Source organism: Streptosporangium sp. NPDC005286, assembly GCF_040607515.1.
Classification (GTDB): Bacteria; Actinomycetota; Actinomycetes; order Streptosporangiales; family Streptosporangiaceae; genus Streptosporangium.
Genome location: NZ_JBEXGU010000073.1, coordinates 12754 through 36201, shown reverse-complemented (window position 1 = coordinate 36201; position 23448 = coordinate 12754). Strand labels below are relative to the sequence as shown.

The following is a 23448-nucleotide window of genomic DNA, read 5'->3' as shown; positions in this document are numbered from 1 at the left end:
TGGACCGTTTGGCCTGCGGCTGGCATCGGCTAGCCGTGCCGGCCTCCTGTCGGAGGTCGGTCCGGCGCAACCACGGACCCGAGCGGGTGCCATGGCTCAGACGCTATCCGCATCCCGGCCGAATGTCAGCTTGGCGATCGGGTCAAGGATCACTTTGTGTGCTTCACAGCCTGGCGGCCGATCATCAGGGACCCTGCCCCCACGGGTGGGCGGTGCCGGAGGCGAGGGCCGCTCGCCACCGCTGAGCAGCCCAGAGGGCACGATCGAGACAGTGAGGTGTGGCGCTGGAGTGAGATGGGACGGCGAACCGCTCTTTACCCTCCGTCACGTTCGCCGGTTCGGACTCTCCGGCGTGTCGCGGCGACCGTGGCGGCGAAGGACGGCGTCACGCCGACCTCGCGCATCGCCCTCGCCGCCTCCGCGAGCGTCGCTCCGGTGGTGACGATGTCGTCGACCAGCACAATCGCCTCTGTGCCACCCCAGGAGCGCGGCACAGGCGCGTTGCGGCCGACCGTGACAGAGAAGGCCGCGGACAGATTCGCGGCCCGCTGGAGCGAACTCAGCCCCGCCTGGTCGGCGACACGCCGCCGCTGGGCGAGCACCCTCGCCACGGTCGCGGGCCAGCCGGCCTGGCGGAGGCAACCGGCCGCCAGCTCCGCGAGCCTGGCCACCGGATCGTGCCCGCGGCGCCGGTGGGCCGCTCGGGCGCTGGGCACCGGCACGAGCAGCACCGGCCGCTCGCCGGCCGCCGTGGCGACGGCCAGGGCGAGGGCCCCGGCCAGGGGAGGGGCGAGGGCCGTGCGGCCGCGCTCCTTGTAGGCGATGACCGCCCGCCGTACGGCAGGGGTGTATTCGGCCGCCGACCAGCACTCCGGCAGGCCCGGCGGGACGGGGTCGGGCATCCGGCGCGCGGGCGTTCCGTGCAGCTCCGCCGCGCAGCGGGGACAGACGAGGGAGCCCGGCGCGTCGCATCCGGCGCAGCGGGGCGGCAGGATCAGGTCGAGCATGGCGGTCGTCACCAGCCCAAGGTGTCATATCGCACCGACAAAAAGCCCAGCCCAGGGCACCGGCCGGGACACCACCCCCGTCGCGGGAGGCCCGAGGCGGCCCGTGGCCGGCCCGTGGTCAAGGCGGCTCAGCCCAGGGGGAAGGCCGGCGAGAACGGACCGTTCTCGGTGAAGTCCGTCGAACCGGTCTCGTTCTTGACCAGCGGCTCCCACTTGGTGGAGGTCCAGTAGAGGACCTGCCGGTTGCCCTGGTCGTCCTTGGCCCCGGCCAGCAGGATGCTGTCCAGCGCGGTGATGCTCTCTATCCCTATCCGCGAGTCGAAGGCCAGGGGCTTCGGCTCGGCGGTGACCGACGCCTCCAGCAGTTCCGACTTGCCGGTGAGCGCGTAGAGGGTCTTGCCGTCCTTCCAGGCTATGTCCTCGATCGTCCGCTTGCCCTCGCTGTCCACCACGATCTGGAGGTTGGCGATGCGCGTGTTCTCCCGCTCACCGATGACGGTGCCGACGTGGACCTGCTCACCCAGCCCGTCCTTGACCACCACCGCGACGTGCACGCCGTCCCGCGCGACCTTCAGCGACTTGACGTAGACCGTCTCCAGGTCGGGGGCCGACACCCGGTAGCGGTGCTTGTTGTCACCGTCGTGCCTGGTCACGATCGAGGTGTGGTCGTTGGGCCGGTCGACGGTCCAGAGCGTGTTGTAGCGGTCCCACGACGGCTGGATGAGGGATTCGCCGGTGGCCCACACCCGCCACTCGCCGCCCGCGGCGAGCGGCGCGACGGAGACGTTCTTGCCGTCCTGGGCGAGCGCCGCCACCTGCTGCACCGGCTGGCCGCTGATCGCCGGGCGGGTGAGCCCGCTCTTCTTCTGGCCGGCCCTGCCCGGCACCGGCCGCCCGACGTTCTCCTTGTCCAGCAGCCACAGGGCGCCGTCGGCGAGATAGAACGAGGTGACGGTGTCGGGGGTCGTCCACGGGTCGAAGTGCGACTGCTCCTGGGCGTCGATCTGCAGCGGCGTGTCGGCGTAGTACGACTCGCCGTTGACCTTGACCTCGAACCCCCAGCCGCCCTTGGTGAGCGCGGTGAGCGTCGCGGCGAGCTGGGCCGACATCGGGTCGATCAGGTCGGGGTCCACCCGCCTGGTGAGGTCGACGACGACCCGGTTGTTCTCGGTGGTGACGTCGATGAGCCCGGTGTCGGCGAGGGCGGAGCGCACCGAGCCCTTGAGGGAGCTGCTCGGTCCCCGAAGCAGCCGCTCCACGGTCGTCTTGGCGAAGTTGGCGGCCGGGTCGATCGGTACCCGCACCTGATCGACCACCAACCCCTTCCAGTGGGAGTCGAGGAAATAGAGATCCACGGGGAGGTAGCCGCGGGCGACGTCGGCCTCGGAGAGCAGGAGCCCGTCGGGGGCCGCGCTGATGCGCCACTCCCCGCCCGCTTCCTTGGCGAGTGTGAAGGGCTGGTTCAGGGGGCCGCCGCTCGGACGGTAACGGCCGTCCTGATCGATGACGGCGGTTTTAGTGCCCTTGAGCGTGACCTGGGCATGCTTGTCCTCCTCCCGGAGCGGCGCGAACTTCTCGTAGTCGCCCTGCCGGTAGACCGTGACGCCGCTGTGCGGGTTCCACTTGTCCGCGAAGTCACCGGTGAGATATTGGCGGGCGACCTTGAAGTCGGGGTCGTCGGGGCTCGCCATCGCGGCGCGGAAGCCGGTGACGACCTCCTCCGGCGACCACGCGGCCTTCGGAGGCATGGCGATGACCCGCGCGTACGGGTTGTCCAGCGGGTTGCCCTTGCGCTCGTTGTCGACGGCGACGACGGACTTGCCGCCGGTGGGGATGACCGAGCAGGCCGACGCCCCGCAGACCAGGGTGACGGCCAGGATCGCCGTCCCCGCCTTCCGCGCGTTCTCAGTCCGCATCGCGTCCCCCGTCGGCCACCGCCGGCGACAGCACCGGCGTCATGTGCCCCCGCCACGTGCGGCGCATCTCCACCTCCGGCGGTACCAGCGGCAGCGGCGAGCCCCGAAGGACCGCCCCCGCCACCCTGGGCAGCGAGAGCCGGAACTGCGACCCCTCCCCGTGCGAGCCCCAGGCCTGCAGCCAGCCGCCGTGCAGGATGGCGTCCTCCCTGGAGATCGCCAGGCCCAGTCCCGTACCGCCGATCGTGCGCGCCCTGGACGGGTCGGCCCGCCAGAACCGGTCGAAGACCAGGTTCTCCTCGCCGGGTTTCAGCCCCACCCCGTGGTCGCGTACCGCCACCGCCACCGCGTCCCTGTCGGCGGCGACCGAGACGACGATGTCCCGGCCCTCGCCGTGCTCTATCGCGTTGAACAGCAGGTTGCGCAGGATGCGCTCGACCCTGCGGCTGTCCATCTCCGCCATGCAGGGCTCGCCGGGCAGGCGCAGGTCGAAGCGGGTGGAGTGGCGCTCGGCCAGCGCCTCGGAGTCGGCGACGGCGCGCAGCACCACGTCCCTGACGTCCACCGAGTCGACGTCGAGGTCGGCCGCGCCCGCGTCGTAGCGGCTGATCTCCAGGAGGTCGGCGAGCATCGCCTCGAACCGGTTGAGCTGGTTCTGCATCAGCTCGGCCGACCTGGCCGCCATCGGGTCGAAGTCCTCGCGGGCGTCGTAGAGCAGGTCCGCGGCCATCCGCACGGTGGTCAGCGGGGTGCGCAGCTCGTGCGAGACGTCCGAGACGAACTGCCGCTGGACCTGGGAGAGCTCCTCCAGCTGGTGGATCTTCAGTGCCAGGTTGGCGGCCATCTCGTTGAAGGAGGTGGCCAGGCGGGCCAGGTCGTCCTCGCCGCGGACCTTCAGACGCTCGTCCAGCCGCCCCGCGGCCAGCCGCTCGGCGGCCTGCCTGGCCAGCCGCACCGGCGTGACGACCTGGCGGGTGACCAGGGAGGAGATCGCGGCCAGCAGCAGCACGAGGCCGGCGCCGACAAGGATGATCATCTGCTGGACGGAGGCGAGCGTCTTCTCCTCCTTGTCCAGCGGGACGAGGTGGTAGATCTCGTACGACGAGTCGAGCCTGGTCCCCCAGGTGTCGAGGCGGGTGCCGATGATCATCCCGGGCACCGGCTGGTCCGGCTGCCCCTTGTAGTACAGCGGGGTGTACCAGGTGCTGTCCTCGCCCGCCTCCTTCTTGAACAGCTCGTCGCGCTGCCTGGCCGGGATGCTGACGGGATCGATGTTCGTGGTGCCGTAGAACTCCCCCGGCAGCCCCTCGTTACGGATGATCACCGAGTAACGGCTGGCGGACCCGGCCCGCCGCGCGAGCGCCTCGGTGGCCTGGCTGAGCGGGCCGCTTCCCCCTGGCTGGAGCGCCTGGCCCGACTCGACGGGCTGCTTGGCGGCCTCGGCCGGCTGGTTGAGATAGCCGAGCACCGCGTTCCTGTCGGCCTGGGCCTCGCTCTTCGCCGCGCTCTCCCTGGTCTCCAGGGTGGTCCTGACGATCTGCTGCATGAGGAAGACGCCGAGCACGGCGACGACCACGATGGAGATGACCATCGTGCTGGTGACCACGCGCAGCTGGAGCGAGCGCCAGAAGACACGGCGCACCCTCCCGGCCGCCCGCCGGGTACGACGCCGGACACCCCGCAGCAGCTGGCGCGGGGTGCGGCGGCGTTTCTTCGGTGCGGGAGGCATCTCGGGCTCCGGGGGGAGTCTCGGCTAGGCCGGGCCGGCCTTGTAACCGACCCCCCGGACCGTCACGACGATCTCGGGATGCTCCGGGTCCTTCTCGATCTTCGCTCGCAGTCGCTGGACGTGCACGTTGACCAGGCGGGTGTCGGCCGCGTGGCGGTAGCCCCAGACCTGTTCGAGCAGGACCTCGCGGGTGAAGACCTGGCGCGGCTTGCGGGCGAGGGCGACCAGCAGGTCGAACTCCAGCGGGGTGAGGTTTATGGTCTCCTCCTCCCGCTTGACCGAGTGCCCGGCGACGTCGATGGTGATGTCGCCGATCTGCAGGATCTCCGGCGTCGGCTCGTCGGTGCGGCGCAGCCTGGCTCGCACCCTGGCGACGAGCTCCTTGGGCTTGAAGGGCTTGACGATGTAGTCGTCGGCCCCGGACTCCAGGCCGAGCACCACGTCGATGGTGTCGCTCTTGGCCGTCAGCATGACGATCGGCACCCCGGACTCGGCCCGGATCCGGCGGCAGACGTCGATCCCGTCGGCGCCGGGCAGCATCAGGTCGAGCAGTACAAGATCCGGCCGAGTGTCGCGGAACGCGTCAAGCGCCTTGTCACCATCGGAGACGAAGGAAGGTTCGAAACCCTCCCCGCGCAGCACGATACCGAGCATCTCGGCGAGAGCGGCGTCGTCGTCGACGACCAGCACGCGTCCTTTCATGGCCCCTCATTCGGTTTACGCAGTTCGGGAGTTATTGGGATAAACCGCTCGGTCGTCGAAGATTACCCTTGCCCGTCAAGTAGATGACACCGGCCGACGACCAGCCTTCCAAATGACGAACTTTAGGCGCACACAACGTGAAGCGCGCAATGGTGCCCCCGCACGGTCACCACCGGTCCCGGCGACTGCGAACGCCGGGCGGCGATGACCACGCTCCCAGTCTGCGGTAAACGACGGTGTCTCGGCCATCCCTCTGGCATCTCCGCCGCTCTCCGGGGAGATGAAACGTCCGCGTGATCGCCCGATCACCACGAACGGTGTGACCACATGCCAGGATTGGGATATGTCAGACGGTCACGGCTCCGCTCCCGGTACGCCCCCGGGCTGGGCGTCCAACCAACCTCCGCCGTACGGCGATGCCCCGGGATCGCCGTGGACCGCACCCGGCTCGGCCCCCGGCTCCCCAGCGGGCCCGCCGCCTTCCGGGCCGCCGCACGGCCAGGCACCGCACCAGCAGGGCCCCTACGGCCCGCCGCCCCATGGCTCGCCGCCCTACGGCCCGCCGCCCTACGGCGTGCGCCAGGAGCCCCCCGCGATGCGCCCCGGGATCATCCCGCTGCGCCCGCTCGGCCTGGGCGACATCCTGGACGGCGCGATCAAGCTGATCCGCTCCAACCCCAAGAGCGTCCTGGGCCTGTCCGCGATCGCCGCGGCGCTGAGCGCGATCCCCTTGGCGATCGGGGAGGCGCTCCTGCTGGGCTCCAGCGCGGCGACCCTGGAGAACCTGACGGACCAGACCGCGCCGGCGAACCTCCCGGAGGGGAGCTTCCTCGCCGAGTACGGCGGCACCCTGCTCTCCTACGCGGTGCAGCTCGTGGCGGTGACGCTGCTGACCGGCGTGCTGACGCGCATCCTGGGCCGCGCCGTCTTCGGCGGCAAGATGACGGCGGGCGAGGCCTGGACGCTGACCCGGAGCCGGGTGCCCACGCTGTTCGGGCTGGTGATCGTCAGCACGGTGGCCATACTCGTCCCGCTGCTCCTGATCGTCGGACTGTTCGCCGCGCTTGACGCGGCCGGTGCCGGACTCTCCGTGGTGGTCATCGCGGGCTTGCTGGCGCTGCTGGCCTTCGTGGCATATGCCATGTTCATCACCACCCGGCTGGCGCTCGCCCCCGCGGCCGCGGTGCTGGAGCGGCTCGGCGTCGTCGAGTCCCTGCGCAGGTCCTGGAACCTGGTCTCCGGCGGCTTCTGGCGGACACTCGGCATCCTGCTGCTCACCCAGATCCTCGCCGGTCTGGTCGGCACGTTGCTCTCCTTCCCGTTCACCCTGGGCGGGAGCCTCCTGGGCCTCCTGGGCGGAGGTTCCCTCGGGGCGCAGATCGCCACGGCGGTCCTCATCGCCGTGGGCGCCACCGTCGGCGCGATGATCACCTATCCCTTCCAGGCCGCGGTCAACGGCCTGCTCTACGCCGACCGGCGGATGCGCACCGAGGCGTTCGACCTGGTGCTCCAGACCGCGGCGATCGAGCAGCGACGGCAGGGCTGGGTGCACGCCTCGGCCGACGACCTGTGGGATCCCTCCGTCACGCCCGCCGGCCCCGCGCGGCATGGGTTCCCCGATCAGGGAGCTCCGTGGTCCCACTCCTGACGTTCCCGTTCCTGACGTCCCCGATCGACATCGAGCGCGAGGAGGCTCGACGCCGGGCGATCCAGGAGCTGCTCGGAGCCGAGTACGCCAAGGAGTCCCTGGTCGACCGCCTCTGGCGAGGGGTGAACCAGTTCCTCGGCGACCTGCTCGACCAGGAGTCCGCGGGCGTCGTCGGCAGCCTGGCGGCGCGGGCCGTCCTCATCGTGATCGTGATCGGGATCATCGTCGCGGTGTTCCTGGTCGCCCGCAGGACCGCCAGGGGCACCTTCGCGCGCACGGAGGGTCTCTTCGGTGACCGCCGCCTCACCGCCGCCGAGCACCGCGAGGCCGCCGAGCGGCTGGCCGCGGAGGCGCGGTGGGCCGAGGCGGTCCGCGAGCGGCTCCGGGCCGTCGCCCGCGACCTGGAGGACCGCGTGATCGTCGACTCCACGCCCGGCCGCACCGCCGGGGAGCTGGCGGCCGAGGCCGGGCGCGCGCTACCCGCGCTCGCCGCCGAACTGGCCGCGGCGGCCCGGGTGTTCGACGACGTGACCTACGGCGAGGTGCCCGGCACGCCCGAGGCCTACCGGGTCATGTGCGCTCTCGACGAGCACCTGCGCGCCGCCCGCCCGGCGCCGCCCGTACGGATGGAGACGCCATGAGCCTGGCCGCGCCCGAGCGAGCCGGGTCGACCTCCACCTCACCGACCGCCCGCGGCCTCTGGCGCGGCGGCAGGGGCGCCCTCCTGGTGGCGATCCTCGTGGTCGCCGTCGCCGTCACCGGCGTGCTGCTCGGCGGCTCCGGCCAGGCGGGAAGGCCTCTCGACCCCGCCGACACCTCGCTGTCCGGCGGCAAGGGCCTGGCCCGGCTGCTACAGGCACGGGGGGTGCGGGTCGCGCGGGTCACCTCGGTCGCCGAGGCCGAGTCCCAGGCCAGACAGGCCGGTTCCGCGGGTAGCACCCTGCTGGTGAGCGACATCTCCCCGCTCGACGAGGCGGAGGCGGATCGGCTCGCCGCGACACCGTCGGACCTGCTGCTGGTGGGCGTACGGTCACATCTGGAGCGGCTCGCGCCGGGGGTGAGCCCGGTGCGGGAGGTGCGGGCGCGCTCCCGCGAGCCCCGCTGCGCGCTGCCGGCCGCGACGAGGGCGGGCAGCGCCTACCTCGGCGGCACGGCGTTCGCCCTGCCCGCCGGGGCGACCGGCTGCTACCCCGCCGACGGGCGGCCCACCCTGGTCTTCCACCCCACCGGGGACCGGAAGGTCACCGTCACGGGCGACGGGCAGTTCATGACCAACCTGCGGCTCGCCGAGGACGGCAACGCCGCGCTGGCGATGAACCTCGCCGGCGGCCGGCCCACCCTGATCTGGCTGACGGCCCCCGAGACCGCCCCGCCGGCGGGGGGCCAGGCGGGTTTCTACGACCTGGTCCCCGAAGGGGTCAGGTGGGCCGTGGTGCAGGTGCTCGTCGCGGTGCTGCTGCTGGCGCTCTGGCGGGGCCGCAGGCTCGGTCCCGTGGTGGCCGAGCGGCTGCCCGTCGTCGTCAGGGCGGCCGAGACCGTCGAGGGACGTGCCAGGCTCTATCGTGCGAGGCGTGCCCGCGATCGGGCCGCCGCGGCCCTGCGCGCCGGCTTCATCGACCGGGTGACCCCCCGTCTCGGGCTGCCCTCAAGGGCGGGAGCCGACGCGCTGGTGAACGCGATCGCCGAGCGGACCGGCCAGCCGGCGCCACATGTGGGCGCCGCCCTGTACGGACCTCCGCCACTCGACGAGGCAGGGCTGGTAGCCCTGGCCGAATACATGGACATCGTGGAAAGGCAGGTCGGAAAGTCGTGACCACACCACCGGGGAACGGCGATCTCGCCGAGGCGACCTCCGTCGTCAGGACCGCGCCCGGCGCACCCGCCGCGCAGAGCGCGGACGGCGCCAGGGAGGCGCTGGGAGCCCTGCGCGCCGAGGTCGCCAAGGCGGTCGTCGGCCAGGACGCCGTGGTCACCGGGCTGGTGATCGCGCTGCTCTGCCGGGGCCACGTGCTGCTCGAAGGCGTGCCGGGCGTCGCCAAGACCCTGCTGGTGCGTACCCTGGCGGCGGCGCTCTCGCTCGATTTCAAGCGCGTGCAGTTCACCCCCGACCTCATGCCGGGCGACATCACCGGTTCGCTGATCTACGACGCGAAGACCTCGGAGTTCGAGTTCCGCGAGGGTCCGGTCTTCACCAACCTGCTGCTCGCCGACGAGATCAACAGAACCCCTCCGAAGACGCAGGCCGCGCTGCTGGAGGCGATGGAGGAGCGCCAGATCAGCGTGGAGGGGGCGGCGCGCGGGCTGCCGGACCCGTTCATCGTGGCCGCCACCCAGAACCCCATCGAGTACGAGGGCACCTACCAGCTGCCCGAGGCGCAGCTCGACCGGTTCCTGCTCAAGCTGACCGTCCCGCTGCCGCCCCGCGACCAGGAGATCGCGGTGCTGGAGCGGCACGCGCTCGGCTTCGACCCGCGCGACCTGTCGCACATCAGGACCGTGGCCACCGTCGCCGACCTCGCCGCGGGACGCGCGGCGGTCAGCCAGGTGCACGTGGGCCCCGAGGTGCTCGGCTACATCGTGGACATCGCCAGGGCCACCCGCCAGTCGCCCTCGCTCCAGCTCGGCGTCTCGCCACGTGGCGCGACCGCGCTGCTGGCCGGGGCGCGGGCCTGGGCATGGCTGTCGGGCCGCGCCTACGTGACGCCCGACGACGTCAAGGCACTGGCCAGGCCCGCGCTGCGGCACCGGATCCAGCTACGCCCCGAGGCCGAGCTGGAGGGCGCGACCGCCGACGGCCTCATCGACGCCGTCCTCGCCTCCGTCCCCGTACCCCGCTGACCCATGGCGCTGACAGGACGTGCCGCGCTACTGGCCCTGCTGGGCACCCTGGTCGTGCTGTTTGCCCCCCGTGGGGGGCCTGCCGTGGCCGGGGTGGCACTGCTGATCGCGGTGCTGGTCGTGATCGACCTGCTGCTGGCCGGAAGCGTGCGCCCGCTGCGCTTCATCCGCTCGGGCGAGCGGCTGGTACGACTCGGTGAGTCGGTCACGGTCGAGCTGATCGTGGAGAACCCCGGTCCCCGCAGGGTGCGCGGCGTGCTCAGGGACGCCTGGCCCCCGTCCGCCGGGGCCACCCCCCGGCACCTGCCGCTGGACGTGCCGGCCGGCGAGCGCCGCCGGCTGGTCACGACGCTCACCCCCACCCGCAGGGGTGACCGCGAGGCGGTCACGGTGACGGTGCGGGCGCTGGGGCCGCTGGGCATCGCGGGCCGCCAGGGCTCGCACCGGGTGCCCTGGTCGGTCCGGGTGCTACCGCCCTTCCTCAGCCGTAAGCACCTGCCCGCCAAGCTGTCCAGGCTCAGGGAGCTGGAGGGCCAGCATCCGTCGATGGTCAGGGGGCAGGGCACCGAGTTCGACTCGCTGCGGGAGTACGTGGTCGGCGACGACGTCCGCTCGATCGACTGGCGGGCCACCGCGCGCCGCAACGACGTCGTGGTCCGCACCTGGCGGCCGGAGCGCGACCGGCGGGTGCTGATCGTGCTCGACACCGGCCGTACCTCGGCCGGGCGGGTGGGCACCGCCCCGATCCCGCTGGCCGGCGAGGCACCGAGGAGCGGTCAGCAGGGCAGGTCGCGGGTGGTGCCCGGCTGGCCCCGCCTCGACTGGTCGATGGACGCGGCGCTGCTCCTGGCCGCGCTGGCCTCCCGCGCGGGCGACCGGGTCGACTTCCTGGCCCACGACCGCGCGGTGCGCGCCTGGGTGTCCGGCACCAGCCGTACGGAGCTGCTGTCCTCGCTGGTCAACACCATGGCTCCGATCGAGGCCGAGCTGGTCGAGGCCGACTCGGCCGGGATGGTCGCGGCGATCATGTCACGAGCCAGGCGGCGCTGCCTGGTCGTCGTGCTGACCGACCTCAACCCGGCGGCGCTGGAGGAGGGCCTGCTGCCGGTGCTCCCCCAGCTCTCCGCCCGGCATCTGGTGCTCCTGGCCGCCGTCTCCGACCCGCAGGTGGCCGAGATGGCCGCCGGGCGCGGCACCTCCGAGCTGGTCTACGGCGCGGCGGCGGCCGAGCACCTGAGCGCGGGGCGGCGGCGGATCACCGCCCTGCTGCGCCGCCAGGGCGTGGAGGTGGTGGACGCCGCCCCCGAGCAGCTCGCCCCCGCCCTGGCCGACGCCTACCTGGCGCTGAAGGCGTCCGGGCGGCTCTGATGGTCGCCCGGACGCCCTGACGCCGCCGACGATGTCCGGGGGATCTGACGGCCTCCGGCCAGGCGCGTCGGCCCGGGGACCGTCACGTCACCGGCCCGGCGAGGCCGGGCGGGCCCGGAACGTCCGGCGGGGCGCTCAGCCGGCGCTCGGGGCGAGGTCGGGGGCGCGCTCCACGTCGCCGGTCTCGCCGGCGGCCACGGCCCGGCGGCCAAAGAAGATCACGTAGGCCAGGAAGGCCGCCTCCGCGACCACCCCGATGCCGATCCGCGCCCAGGTGGGCAGCCCCGAGGGGGTGACCAGCCCCTCGATCAGCCCGGAGATCAGCAGCACCACGACCAGGCCGAGTGCCACGCTCATCACGGCCCTGCCCTGCTCGGCCAGGGCCTCGACGCGCCTGCGCGGACCGGGGTCCACGACCGTCCAGCCGAGGCGCATGCCGACGGCGGCGGCGAGGAACACCGCGGTCAGCTCCAGCAGGCCGTGCGGGGTGATCAGGCCGAAGAAGATGTCGAGCTTGCCGCGCGAGGCCATCAACCCCGCGGAGACGGCCACGTTGACCGCGTTCTCCCACAGCACGTACGGGATCGGCAGGCCGAGCAGGATGGACATGATGATGACCTGCATCGAGACCCAGGCGTTGTTCACCCAGACCTGGCCGGCGAAGGAGGTCGCCGGGTTCTCCGAGTAGTAGTCGGCGAAGTCGTGCTCGACGAGCTGGGTGATCTGTTCCGGGGTGGCGATCGCCGCCTGGACGCCGGGGTTTTTCGCCACCCAGACGGCGACGACCGTGGAGACCAGCAGGAACGCGGCGGTGGTGGCCATCCACCACCAGCGGGCCCGGTAGGCGACCACCGGGAAGGAGACGGTGAAGAAGCGGATGAACTCCCGCCAGGCCGGGGTGTGCGCCCCGGTCACCGCCGAGCGGGCCCGGGCGACGAGCGCCGACAGGCGGCCCACCAGGATCGGGTCCGCCGAGGCCGAGCGGACCAGGGACAGGTGCGTGGCCACCCGCTGGTAGAGGTCGACGAGCTCGTCGACCTCCGCGCCGTCCAGCGAGCCACGCCGCCGGACCAGATCCTCAAGGCGGTCCCAGGCGGGCCGGTGCGCGGTGACGAAGGCGTCGATGTCCACGCGGGCAGCCTATCCAGTCACGGGTAGGGTGCTGATTGTGTCCGATGTCGTAACCGGCGAGGCCGTGATCGTCGAGGTCCGTGTCGCCCAGCTCCCGAGCAGGGCCGCGGCGCTGCTGATCGACATGGCGGTCCAGGTCCTGATGCTGCTGGGGATCTCCCTGCTGGTCGGCAGCCTGGGCCTGCTGAGCGACCCGGCTCTGACGACGATGGTCTACCTCGTGCTCACCGTGCTCGTGATCGTGGGATACCCGGTGGTGTTCGAGACGCTCACCCGCGGGCGCAGCCTGGGCAAGCTCGCCCTCGGACTCCGGGTCGTCAGCGACGACGGCGGTCCCGAGCGGTTCCGGCAGGCCCTGTTCCGCGGGCTGGCCGGGGTCCTGGAGTTCTGGATGCTCAGCGGCGCCCCCGCGCTGATCAGCTCGCTGATCTCGGAGAAGGGCAAGCGGCTCGGCGACATCTTCTCCGGCACCATCGTGATCTCCGAGCGCGCTCCGCGGCAGTACGGGCCTCCGCTGGACATGCCGCCGCAGCTCGCCTCCTGGGCGGCGACGCTGGAGCTGTCGCGGCTGCCCGAGCAGGTCGCGGCCACCGCGAGGCAGTACCTCATGCGCTGGCACGATCTGGCCCCCGCCGTGCAGCACGGGATGGGGGTGCGCATCGCCACCGAGATGTCGGCCTTCGTGTCCCCGCCGGCCCCGCCCGGCGTGCCGCCGTTCGCCTACCTGACCGCCGTCCTGGCCGAACGCCGGCGCCGCGAGCAGGCGCGCCTGGCGCAGCAGACCGGCACGCACCGGCCCGCCCAGCAGTGGCCCGGCCACGCCTCGCCCCAGCCCTACCTGACCGCACCGTCGCCCCGGCCTTATGCGCCTCCGGGAAGCGGAGGCCGGCCGTACGCCCCTCCCGAGGCCGCCCCCGAGCCCTACGGCCGGCCCGCCTACCGGCCGCCACAGCCGCGGATCCCGCTCCCTCCCCCGGCCGGGCCGCCGTATCCGGCGCCCCCGCCGCCCGCGGTCCGGCCCGTCGAGCAGGCACCCGGCCCCACGCCGGGCGGTTTCGTCCCTCCGGCCTGACCTCCCCGGACAGGCACGCCGTACGGGCGGCGAGACATCGCCTTCGCCGCGCCTTCCCCAACGAGCCGTCTGCGGGCGAATCGCGAGAACACGGCGCCACGGGTGCCCGGCAGGCGAAGAGGGATGGCGGGAGACCCGCCATCCCTCCTCTCACCGGACCTGCGGACCCGGCACCGCTCTCATTTCAGGGCGCTCAGTGACCGCCCTGGTAGGAGGCCTGGGTCTGCACGTTCAGCCGGTCCAGGCGCACGTTCCTGGCCGGGTCGGTACGGCGGTCGTCGATCTTGATGACCTCCAGGCCCCGGTAGAAGTCGCTGGCGTAGACATAGCCGTTGTAGTAGTACGCCGACCAGATGCCGCCGCCCCCGCCGTTTGGCTCGGGGCCGCGCTCGAAGAAGCCGAACTCCTGCGGGCGGGCCGAGTCGGTGAAGTCCACGAAGGAGACGCCGCCCTGGTACCAGGCCTGGACCAGGATGTCCCTGCCCTTGACCGGGATCAGCGAGCCGTTGTGCGCGACACAGTTCTCGGTGTCGGCCTGGTAGCGGCCGATCTTGAAGTAGCTCCTGAAGACCAGCTTGCCGCGGACGATGTCGTAGATGGCGTCGGCGCCGCGGTTCGGGCCGACCGCCTCGTTGCAGGTGGCCGCGCCACCGCCGCCGAGCTCGTCGGTGAAGATGACCTTGGTGCCCCTGTTGTTGAACGTCGCCGAGTGCCAGAACGCGAAGTTCGGGTCGGTGGTCCGCGCGGTGACCACCGGGTTCTCCCGGTTGGAGATGTCGAACAGGACGCCGTCCCCCATGCAGGCTCCGGCCGCGATGTCCTTCTCCGCGTAGACGGTGATGTCGTGGCAGCCACTGGTCGGGCGCAGCAGGCCGGGCTGCGTCTCGTTGCCGCCGTCGGGGAAGACGACCGGCGTGTTGACCACGGCCGCGTCGGTCGGCTTGCGCAGCGGCACCTTGATGATCGAGATCTTGTCGTGCGGCGGCAGGCAGTCGGGGAACGAGTCGCTCGGGGCGTAGGAGGAGACGTACAGGTAGACGTTCTTCTTGTCCCTGCCCTTGCCGGGAACCAGCGTCAGGGTGTGCGAGCCACAGGCGGTTTCCACCGCCTTGATGTACTTGGGGTTCTTCTTGTCGCTGATGTCGAAGATTCGAACCCCTTCCCACGACTCCTTGATGTCGGCGCCCTGACCGACGCTGTTACAGGAGTCGTCGCTGCGGGAGTTGTCGACCGCGCCGAACAACAGGTCGCCGTAGACGGAGACGTCCATCTGGGAACCGGGGCACAGCACGCCGCTGACCAGCTTGGCCCGCTTCGGGTTCCTGATGTCGTAGATCGAGAAACCGCCGTAGTTGCCGACGTAGGCGTAGTCGCCCTGGAAGGCGATGTCGCTGTTGACGGTGGTCTCAAGGCCGGGAAGCTTGGGCAGGGTGGCCACGTGCGTCACGTTGGGACTGGTGACGACCTCGCCGGGCGGGGGAATGTCGGCGGCCTGCGCGGAGACCGTGGTCACCAGCATCGCGACGGCCGTCGCCGCCACGACCAACGCCCTGACGGTCCTTCGTGGAGCGAACACTCGGGTGCCTCCTTGGAACGGACATAAGGCATGCATAAATTAGCAAATTGTCCGTACTGACACCCGGGTCGACAAGGCATGACTTTGTCACAATAAAATATGATTCAACCTCTTTACTGAGGCCCTGAAAAAGTTTACCCTCTACCTCCTTTTCTCGATTCGCCCCGGCGCTCCGCCCCGTCACGGGTGATGGCCACCGGGCGCCCGTCGGGTGCCCGGTGGCCATCACATCAGAGGTCAGTGACCCTTGTTGTCGGGCTGGTAGGAACCCTGGGTCTGCGGGTTCAGGTCCTTGAACTTGACCTTGTCGGCCTTGTCCGTGAGCTTGTCATTGATCTTCAGAACGTCAAGACCAAGGTTGAAGTCGCTGCCGTAGATGTGGCCGTTGTAGTAGTACGCGGACCAGAAGCCACCGCTGAGCCTGTGGGCGCTGTCGGGGCCGCGCTCGAAGAAGGCGATCTCCTTGGCGTTGGCCGAGTCGGTGAAGTCCACGACCGAGATGCCACCCTGGTACCAGGCCTGGACCATGATGTCCTTGCCCTTGACCGGGATCAGCGAGCCGTTGTGCGCGACACAGTTCTCGGTGTCGTCCTGGTGGCGGGAAATCTTGAAGTAACTCTTGAAGGCGAACTGGCCGCCCTCGATGTCGTAGTAGGCGTTGGCGCCGCGGTTCGGGCCGATCGCCTCGTTGCAGGTGGCCGCGCTGCCGCCGCCGAGCTCGTCGGTGAAGACGACCTTGGTGCCCTCGTTGTTGAAGGTCGCCGAGTGCCAGAACGCGAAGTTCTCGTCGTCCCGGACCGTGGCGGTGACCTTCGGGTCGACCGGGTTGGAGATGTCCATCAGGATGCCCTCGCCCATGCAGGCGCCGGCCGCGATGTCCTTCTCCGGGTAGGCGGTGATGTCGTGGCAGCCACTCGTCGCCGAGGTGCGGTAGGGGTACGGCAGGCTCTCGCCGGGGTTACCACCGTCCGGGAACAGAACCGGCGTGGCGACGACCTCGGCGGCCGTCGGGTTCTTCAGCGGCACCTTGATGATCGAGATCTTGTCGTGCGGCGGCTGGCAGTCCGGGAACGACGCGCTCGGGCTGTAGGAGGAGACGTAGACGTAGACGTTCTTCTTGTCCCTGCCCTTGCCGGGGACGAGGGTCAGGGTGTGCGAGCCACAGTTGGTCTCGACCGACTTGACGTACTTGGGGTTCTTCTTGTCGCTGACGTCGAAGATCCGGACGCCCTCCCACGACTCCTTGATCGCGGCGCTCTGGCCGACGCTGTTGCAGGAGTCGTTGTTGCGCGAGGAGTCGACCGCGGCGAAGAGCAGGTCGCCCTCGATGGCCATGTCCATCTGGCCGCCGGGGCAGACCACCGAGCTGACCAGCGAGGTCTTGTTCGGCTTCTTGATGTCGTAGATCGAGAAGCCGCTGTAGTTACCGACGAAGGCGTAGTCGCCCTGGAACGCCATGTCGGTGTTGATGTCCGTCAGGTTGGCGGGCTTGGGCACGTTGGTGACGTGCTCGATGTTCGCGCTCTTGGCGATCTCGCCGGGCGCCGGGATGTCGGCGGCCTGCGCGGGTACCGCGGCCAGCACCGTGGCGACGGCGACCCCGGCCACGAACAGGAAACGGCCGGTCAGGCCCTTCCCAGAGGGGGTGGACACTCGTGAACCTCCTAGCTACATGCACTGATAAAGCGTGCATAAATGTCTAAATCGTTCATCCTGCACGGTCGGTCAGGCAAGCCGTCACAGTGTCAGCAACTGTTTTCGACATGCGGCCTTTACGGACCGCCCCGGGAGGGGTTACGGTCTTGCGGCATTGGACATACAGCCCGAAATACCCCGCATCTTCGGTGCGGGGCCCCCTCTCGTCATATCGGCCCGACCGGTTAGGGTTGGGGCGTTCCGTGGCAGCCACGTTGGACATGGCGTTCCAGACGGGACAGGGTGTGCCGTGTTCGCGTGCGGGCTTCGGGCGTTCCCGGCCTGCGGATCGACAGATCCAACCGGCAGGCCGGAAGCTGAGATCCCCGGCTTTCCGGCCGTGGAAGGACGTCAATGGACATTCACCAAGGAGGCCGGGTGCGCGTCGCGCTCATCGCCGTGATCGCCGCACTGTCTCTCAGCGCGTGCACCTCGGAGCCGGAACCGTCCGCGGCCCCCCAGGCCCAGGCCTCGGCGCCGGTGATCGCCCCGGGCAGGCCGGGTGAGGTCGCCAGGACCGTCGACCCGAGCGAGGCCGCCACGCTCGTGCCCCTGCCCACCGCCAACGCGGCCGACGTGAAGTACGTCCAGGACATGATCGTTCACCACCGTCAGGCCCTCGACATGTCCGCCCTGGCCCCGACCCGGTCCGAGCACACCAAGCTGAAGGGCCTGGCCTCCCGGATCAAGGACGCGCAGGGGCCGGAGATCCAGTTCATGACCACCTGGCTCCAGCAGCAGGGTCAGCGGGTTCCCGAACACCATGCCGGGCACGGCGACATGCCCGGCATGGCCACGCCGGAGCAGATGGAGGCGCTCAAGGCCGCCTCGGGCAAGGATTTCGACCGGCTCTTCCTCCAGCTCATGACCGCGCACCACCAGGGCGCCATCACGATGTCCGAGCAGGTCCTGACCTCCGGCTCACACGTGCGGATCGAGGAGCTGGCCAACGACGTCTCGGTCACCCAGAGTGCCGAGATCCGCAGGATGCGGGAGATGCAGGCCGAACTCTGAACCGCTCCCCTTCACGAACGACTCCGTTGGCCGACCGCCATCGGTCGGTGTCCGATGTCGTTCATCCGACGCGGGACGCCCAGGGTGAGCGGAGTCGCCGACGGGGGGATTCCCCTGCGCGGCCCGCTCGCCCGTTCAGGGTGATGCGTGGATCGCGGGCCGAGGTGCGGGCGTGACTACGAGCCGAGCCGCCACGAGTGGAGATACTCCTCCTGCTCGGGGGTGAGCTCGTCCGTCTCGATCCCGGCCGCGGCCAGCTTGAGCCGCGCCACCTCCACGTCGACCTCCCCCGGCACGTCGTAGACCCCCGGCTCCAGCCGCACCCGCTCACGGGCCAGCCAGGCCACCGAGAGCGCCTGCGCGGAGAAGGACATGTCCATGACCGCGGCGGGATGCCCCTCGGCGGCCGTCAGGTTCACCAGGCGGCCCTCGGCGAGCAGCAGGATCCTGCGACCGTCCGCGAGAACGTACTCGTCGGTGTTGGGGCGTACCCCCCGGTGGATCTCCTGTGCCAGGCCGTCCAGGGCGCGGACGTCGATCTCGACGTCGAAGTGTCCGGCATTGGCGAGGATCGCGCCGTCCTTCATCTCCGCCAGGTGCTCGCCCCTGATCACGTCGCGGTTGCCGGTGACCGTGACGAACACGTCCCCGGCGCGGGCGGCCGCCGCCATCGACCGTACGTCGTAGCCCTGCAGCAGGGCGTCCAGCGCCTTGACCGGGTCGATCTCGGTCACCACCACCCGCGCGCCCAGGCCCCTGGCCCGCTCGGCGACGCCCCGGCCGCAGTAGCCGAAACCGGCGACCACCACGGTCTTACCCGCGAGCAGCGTGTTCGTGGCGCGCATGATGCCGTCCATGGTCGACTGGCCGGTGCCGTACCGGTTGTCGAACATCCGCTTCGTCCGCGTGTCGTTGACCGCCACCACGGGGAACCTCAGGGCCCCCTCCGCGGCCATCTGGCGGAGCCGGATGATGCCGGTGGTGGTCTCCTCGCACCCCCCGGACACCGTCCGCAGCAGCTCGGTCCGCTCGGTGTGCAGGATGTTGACCAGGTCGCAGCCGTCGTCCAGGACGATGTCGGGGACGATGTCGAGCGCCTGGTGGATGTGCTGGTAGTAGACGTCCCTGGTGACCCCCGCCCGCGCGTGCACGACGACGCCGTAGTCACGGAGCGCCTCGGCGACGTCGTCCTGGGTGGACAGGGGGTTCGACGCGGCCAGGGCGATCTCAGCCCCGCCCGCCCTGAGCGTGCCCATGAGCACGGCGGTCTCGGCGGTGACGTGCAGGCACGCGGCGATCCGCAGCCCCTCCAGCGGCCGCTCGGCGGCGAACCGCTCACCGAGGGCGGTGAGCACCGGCATCGCCCGCGCCGCCCACCCGATCCTCCGCTCACCCGCGGCCACCAGAGCGCTGTCCACGTCTCTCCCCAGATCGCCCGCCAGATTGCCCGAAGGCCCCCGCGAAACCGCGGGGGCCGATGAGACTCAACCGCAGGTGTCAGTAACGGTAGTGCTCGGGCTTGTAGGGACCCTCGACGTCCACGCCGATGTACTCGGCCTGGGCCTTGGTGAGCTTGGTGAGCTTCACTCCCAGGGCGTCGAGGTGGAGGCGGGCGACCTTCTCGTCCAGGTGCTTGGGCAGCACGTAGACGCCGATCGGGTAGTCGTCGGTCTTGGTGAACAGCTCGATCTGCGCGATCACCTGGTTGGTGAAGGAGTTGGACATGACGAACGAGGGGTGACCGGTGGCGCAGCCCAGGTTCATCAGGCGGCCCTCGGCGAGCACGATGATCTGCTTGCCGTCGGGGAAGCGCCAGGTGTGGACCTGCGGCTTGACCTCGGTCTTCTCGATACCGGGAATCCTGGCCAAACCGGCCATGTCGATCTCGTTGTCGAAGTGACCGATGTTGGACACGATCGCGTTGTGCTTCATCTGGGCCATGTGGTCGGCCGTGATGATGTTGAAGTTGCCGGTCGTGGTGACGAAGATGTCGGCGATGCCGACGACCTCGTCCAGCGTGGTGACCTGGAAGCCATCCATGGCGGCCTGAAGCGCGCAGATCGGGTCGATCTCGGTGATGATGACCCGGGCCCCCTGGCCCTTGAGCGCCTCGGCGCAACCCTTGCCGACGTCGCCGTAGCCGGCGATGACCGCCACCTTGCCGCCGATCAGCACGTCGGTGGCGCGGTTGAGGCCGTCGAGCACCGAGTGACGGCAGCCGTACTTGTTGTCGAACTTGGACTTGGTCACCGAGTCGTTGACGTTGATCGCCGGGAAGAGCAGCGTACCGGCCTTGAACATCTCGTACAGGCGGTGCACACCGGTGGTGGTCTCCTCGGTGACGCCCTTGATGCGCGAGGCGACCTGGGTCCAGCGGCCCTCGTCGGTGACCGTGCGGCGGAGCAGGTCGAGGATGATGCCCCACTCCTCCGGGTCGTCCTCTCCCGTGCTGGGCACGGCGCCGGCCTTCTCGTACTCGGCGCCCTTGTGGACGAGCAGGGTGGCGTCGCCGCCGTCGTCGAGGATCATGTTGGGGCCGTCACCGCCGGGCCACGCCAGGGCCTGCTCGGTGCACCACCAGTACTCCTCCAGCGTCTCGCCCTTCCAGGCGAAGACCGGGACGCCCTTGGGGTCCTCGGGGGTGCCCTCGGGGCCGACGACCACGGCGGCGGCGGCGTGGTCCTGGGTGGAGAAGATGTTGCAGCTCACCCAGCGAACCTCCGCACCGAGCGCGACCAGGGTCTCGATGAGCACGGCGGTCTGGATGGTCATGTGCAGCGAGCCCATGATCTTCGCCCCGGCCAGCGGCTGGGCCTTGGCGTACTCCTCGCGGACGGCCATCAGACCCGGCATCTCGTGCTCGGCGAGCTGGATCTCCCTGCGCCCGAAGGCCGCAAGGGAAAGGTCGGCGACCTTGAAGTCCATGTGTGGTTACCCCTCTGGTTGATGGGCGGCGTCTGCCTCACACCCTCGCCGATCGCGCTCGTCTCGCGATCACGCTTCGCTCTCGGGCCGGGCTCACCACTCCACCGGAAAAGTCGACGGTTGCGAGTTTAGGCGGCCGGGGAGCCTTCGCGCACCTTCTGAGCGGGTAACCTGACACAAGAATGTAAGCTTTCCCGAAAACCTGCGGAGAGGGGGCGGCGATGCGGATCACCGAGGCCGCCAGGAGGCTCGGTATGTCCCCCCGGATGCTCCGCTACCGCGAGGCACTCGGCCTGCTCCCGGAGATCAGGAACCAGGGCGCGCACCGGCGGTTCGGCCCCGAGGAGCTCTCCGCCGTCGCCCAGAGCGTCGAGCTGGAGAAACGGTTCGACATATCCCCCGCCGAGCTGGCCTTCGCGCTGCGAACGCTGAGCGAGCCCGCGGTCGCCCAGGCCGTACGGGACCTGGGCCTGCGGATCGGCCGTCTCCAGGCACCCCGCAGGGCCCTGGACTTCGAGAAGGAGAAGGCGCTGCGGCTGCTCCAGCGCCCCCAGCCGTCTCGTCCGGATTCAGACTGAGCCGTTGACCCTGGATCTGTCCAGGTCGGGCTCCAGGTAGATGACGCGGGCCTCGGGGACGGCGGTGCGGACGCGCTGCTCGGCCTCGTCGATGCCCCGGGCCACCTCCGCGGCCGTGTCGTCGTGCTCCACCGCGATCTTGGCGGCGACCAGGATCTCCTCCGGGCCCAGGTGGAGCGTGCGCATGTGGATGACCCGGGTCACCTCGGGCGTGCTCTCCAGGGCCTGCGCGATGCGTGTCTCGACCTCGGGGCCCGCCCCCTCGCCGATCAGCAGCGACTTGGTCTCGACCGCCAGGATGACCGCGATGATGGCCAGCAGGACACCGATCATCAGGGTGCCGATGCCGTCCCAGACGGGGTTGCCGGTCACCACGGCCATCGTCACGCCGAAGAGCGCGAAGATCAGGCCGCACAGCGCGCCCAGGTCCTCAAGCACGATGACCGGCAGCTCGGGCGACTTGGAGCGGCGGATGAACTGCACCCACGACTGGTCTCCCCGGACCGCGTTGGACTCGACGATCGCCGTCCTGAACGAGAACGCCTCGGCGATGATCGCGAAGGTCAGCACGCCGAAGGCCCATATCGGGGAGTTGAGCTCCTCCGGAGCGGAGATCTTGTGCCAGCCCTCGTAGAGCGAGAACACCGCGCCGATGGTGAACAGCACGACCGCCACCACGAAGGCGTAGAAGTAGCGCTCCCTGCCGTATCCGAAGGGATGCTGGGGCGTGCGCGCGCGCTGCGCGCGCTTGCCGCCGAGGAGCAGCAGCGCCTGATTGCCCGAGTCGGCCACCGAGTGGACCCCCTCGGCCAGCATGGATGACGACCCCGTGAAGAAGGCCGCCACGAATTTGAATACCGCGATCGACAGATTGGCGGCCAACGCCGCGATGATTGCCTTGGTACCGCCGCCCGCGCTCACGGCAGCCTCCGCTCAGCTCATTGTTCTGGTAAAGAGATGAGACAGGATCCTATTGTGAAATCCTCGCCCTGACTTCTGTGATCGCCGACACAGTGGTCGGGTCGATCCCGTACCCGAGAGCGAGGTACGTACTCGCGAAGTCTCCGAGTGCGATCAGCGCGGCGAGCCGCTCCAGCGGGTGCTCCCCCTCGGCGGCGATCTGCGTGACCGGAACGCCGCGATCCTCCGCCAGACGCACCGACGCCTCCCGGTGCCGTACGACCCGGGAGTGCTCCTCCACGTCGCGCAGCACGAACAGCCGGAGCGACCTGCCGCTCTCGTCGGCGAAGATGTCGCGGTGGGCGAGCGGGCCGTCGAGGGCGGCCACCTGGTTGTGGTCGACCTCGGGGAGCTCTCCCCACATCGCCGGATATTTACCGTTCATGTTGAGCTGGTAGGCCCACCAACGGGCCGCGACGGCCGCCACCGGGGAGGACCCCCAGATCATCGGCACGGTCTCGGCGATCTCCATGGCGAGCGACTTGCCGGGATTGATGAACGATTCGCTCGTCGGGCGGCAGCGGTGCGCGAGGTCCTCAAGGCGCTTGGCCACCCCCTCGAACACCTGCTCGCCCGCCTCGACCAGGCCGAGCCGGGCGGCGGCGGCGACCAGCGGGACCGACAGCGCCCACAGCGAGGCACGCGGCCGGCCGCCGTCCGTGACGGGCACGAACGGCGCTCCCGCCTGCCTGGCGATCGCGTGGAGCGGCGACTCGGGGGCGCCGACGGCGAGCAGGCGGCAACCGCGGCGGACCGCCTCGGCGGCCACCGTGAGCGTCTCCTCGGCTCTGCCGGAGCGCGACACCGCGATCACCAGATCGGTCGCGCCGATCCAGCCGGGCAGCCGGTAGGACCTGACCGTCACGATCGGCAGCGGGGCACCGTGGCCGCACACCACGTTGAGGACGTCACCGGCGATGCCGGAACCGCCCACACCGGCGACCACGATCGCCCGGGGCCGGCCGTCCTCGGCGAGTGAGGACAGACCCGACTCCATGGCGACCCGGTGGGAGGTGCGGACCTGCGCGGCCGAGTCGGCCACCGCCCGCAGCATGCCCGACGGGTCACCGTCGGCCAGCTGTTTCCCGTCGTCGAGCCGATCGGGCTCCCAGTTCACGACTTCCGGGCCTCGTCGACCAGCAGGACCGGGATGTCGTCCCGGACCGGGTAGACCAGGCCACAGGAGGCGGAGGTGCAGGACAGCTCGTCCACCTCGGGCTCGGCTCGCAGCGGGGACTTGCAGTTGGGGCAGGCCAGGATCTCCAGCAACCAGTCGTCGATCTTCACTC

The 23448-nt window shown here is 70.5% G+C and carries 20 protein-coding genes; 8 read left to right on the top strand and 12 right to left on the bottom strand.

The genetic code is table 11. The annotated features are described in order from the left end of the window. Positions 1–314: 314 nt before the first annotated feature. The 4 genes from ABZU75_RS25080 to mtrA form a co-directional block, all read right to left on the bottom strand. A complete protein-coding gene (locus ABZU75_RS25080; protein ID WP_355558728.1) occupies positions 315–1019 on the bottom strand; it encodes a phosphoribosyltransferase family protein in 705 nt (234 codons plus the stop codon). 116 nt (positions 1020–1135) lie between these two features. Next, on the bottom strand, positions 1136–2923 hold the full coding sequence (locus ABZU75_RS25075) for an LpqB family beta-propeller domain-containing protein (protein ID WP_355558725.1): 1788 nt from the start codon (positions 2921–2923) through the stop codon (positions 1136–1138). After that, entirely contained in the window at positions 2913–4652 is a 1740-nt protein-coding gene (gene mtrB, locus ABZU75_RS25070) for an MtrAB system histidine kinase MtrB (RefSeq protein ID WP_355558722.1), read from the bottom strand. Before mtrB ends, ABZU75_RS25075 begins: the two co-directional genes overlap by 11 nt. A 24-nt stretch (positions 4653–4676) precedes the next feature. Further along, positions 4677–5354: an MtrAB system response regulator MtrA gene (mtrA, locus tag ABZU75_RS25065; RefSeq protein WP_030907316.1), complete on the bottom strand. Its 678-nt coding sequence runs from the start codon at positions 5352–5354 to the stop codon at positions 4677–4679. Positions 5355–5697: 343 nt separating this feature from the next. On the opposite strand from mtrA, the gene ABZU75_RS25060 reads away from it, so the two are divergent. The 5 genes from ABZU75_RS25060 (at position 5698) to ABZU75_RS25040 (ending at position 11208) form a co-directional block, all read left to right on the top strand. Next, positions 5698–7002, top strand: coding sequence for a hypothetical protein (locus ABZU75_RS25060; protein WP_355558717.1), 1305 nt, complete (start codon positions 5698–5700; stop codon positions 7000–7002). Continuing rightward, complete coding sequence (locus tag ABZU75_RS25055) at positions 6987–7643, top strand: DUF4129 domain-containing protein (RefSeq protein WP_355558714.1); 657 nt, start codon at positions 6987–6989, stop codon at positions 7641–7643. The genes ABZU75_RS25060 and ABZU75_RS25055 overlap by 16 nt, the downstream gene beginning before the upstream one ends. Further along, positions 7640–8815, top strand: coding sequence for a DUF4350 domain-containing protein (locus ABZU75_RS25050; RefSeq protein ID WP_355558710.1), 1176 nt, complete (start codon positions 7640–7642; stop codon positions 8813–8815). Before ABZU75_RS25055 ends, ABZU75_RS25050 begins: the two co-directional genes overlap by 4 nt. A gap of 101 nt (positions 8816–8916) precedes the next feature. After that, entirely contained in the window at positions 8917–9840 is a 924-nt protein-coding gene (locus tag ABZU75_RS25045; protein WP_355558745.1) for a MoxR family ATPase, read from the top strand. 3 nt (positions 9841–9843) lie between these two features. Beyond that, positions 9844–11208: a DUF58 domain-containing protein gene (locus tag ABZU75_RS25040; RefSeq protein ID WP_355558707.1), complete on the top strand. Its 1365-nt coding sequence runs from the start codon at positions 9844–9846 to the stop codon at positions 11206–11208. A 135-nt stretch (positions 11209–11343) separates the two neighbouring features. Here ABZU75_RS25040 and ABZU75_RS25035 read toward each other — a convergent pair whose 3' ends face one another. After that, entirely contained in the window at positions 11344–12339 is a 996-nt protein-coding gene (locus ABZU75_RS25035) for a stage II sporulation protein M (protein WP_355558704.1), read from the bottom strand. A gap of 37 nt (positions 12340–12376) precedes the next feature. Between ABZU75_RS25035 and ABZU75_RS25030 the strand changes: the two genes are divergently transcribed. Continuing rightward, on the top strand, positions 12377–13411 hold the full coding sequence (locus ABZU75_RS25030; RefSeq protein WP_355558701.1) for an RDD family protein: 1035 nt from the start codon (positions 12377–12379) through the stop codon (positions 13409–13411). 193 nt (positions 13412–13604) lie between these two features. Here the strand turns inward: ABZU75_RS25030 and ABZU75_RS25025 are convergent, their stop codons facing one another. Next, positions 13605–14930, bottom strand: coding sequence for a hypothetical protein (locus ABZU75_RS25025; protein ID WP_355558742.1), 1326 nt, complete (start codon positions 14928–14930; stop codon positions 13605–13607). 294 nt (positions 14931–15224) lie between these two features. Beyond that, positions 15225–16640, bottom strand: a complete 1416-nt coding sequence (locus tag ABZU75_RS25020; protein WP_355558698.1) for a hypothetical protein — start codon at positions 16638–16640, stop codon at positions 15225–15227. 420 nt (positions 16641–17060) lie between these two features. On the opposite strand from ABZU75_RS25020, the gene ABZU75_RS25015 reads away from it, so the two are divergent. Beyond that, positions 17061–17696 (top strand): DUF305 domain-containing protein, encoded by a 636-nt coding sequence (locus ABZU75_RS25015; protein WP_355558695.1) that lies wholly within the window; start codon positions 17061–17063, stop codon positions 17694–17696. Positions 17697–17872: 176 nt separating this feature from the next. On the opposite strand, the gene ABZU75_RS25010 is transcribed toward ABZU75_RS25015, so the two are convergent. Both ABZU75_RS25010 and ahcY read right to left on the bottom strand, forming a co-directional pair. Continuing rightward, positions 17873–19114, bottom strand: a complete 1242-nt coding sequence (locus tag ABZU75_RS25010; RefSeq protein ID WP_355558693.1) for an adenosylhomocysteinase — start codon at positions 19112–19114, stop codon at positions 17873–17875. Between the two features lie 79 nt (positions 19115–19193). Further along, positions 19194–20621: an adenosylhomocysteinase gene (gene ahcY / locus ABZU75_RS25005; RefSeq protein WP_355558690.1), complete on the bottom strand. Its 1428-nt coding sequence runs from the start codon at positions 20619–20621 to the stop codon at positions 19194–19196. Positions 20622–20842: 221 nt separating this feature from the next. Between ahcY and ABZU75_RS25000 the strand changes: the two genes are divergently transcribed. Further along, positions 20843–21199 carry a MerR family transcriptional regulator gene (locus ABZU75_RS25000; RefSeq protein WP_355558687.1) on the top strand — a complete coding sequence of 119 codons (357 nt, stop codon included), beginning with the start codon at positions 20843–20845 and terminating at the stop codon, positions 21197–21199. Here ABZU75_RS25000 and ABZU75_RS24995 read toward each other — a convergent pair. The 3 genes from ABZU75_RS24995 to ABZU75_RS24985 are packed head-to-tail and all read right to left on the bottom strand — an operon-like array spanning position 21191 to position 23446. Beyond that, on the bottom strand, positions 21191–22120 hold the full coding sequence (locus tag ABZU75_RS24995; RefSeq protein WP_355558684.1) for a cation diffusion facilitator family transporter: 930 nt from the start codon (positions 22118–22120) through the stop codon (positions 21191–21193). The genes ABZU75_RS25000 and ABZU75_RS24995 overlap by 9 nt on opposite strands. A gap of 49 nt (positions 22121–22169) precedes the next feature. Beyond that, positions 22170–23276: an SIS domain-containing protein gene (locus ABZU75_RS24990; protein WP_355558681.1), complete on the bottom strand. Its 1107-nt coding sequence runs from the start codon at positions 23274–23276 to the stop codon at positions 22170–22172. After that, positions 23273–23446, bottom strand: coding sequence for a Trm112 family protein (locus tag ABZU75_RS24985; RefSeq protein ID WP_012888128.1), 174 nt, complete (start codon positions 23444–23446; stop codon positions 23273–23275). The genes ABZU75_RS24990 and ABZU75_RS24985 overlap by 4 nt, the downstream gene beginning before the upstream one ends. Between the last annotated feature and the right edge of the window lie 2 nt (positions 23447–23448).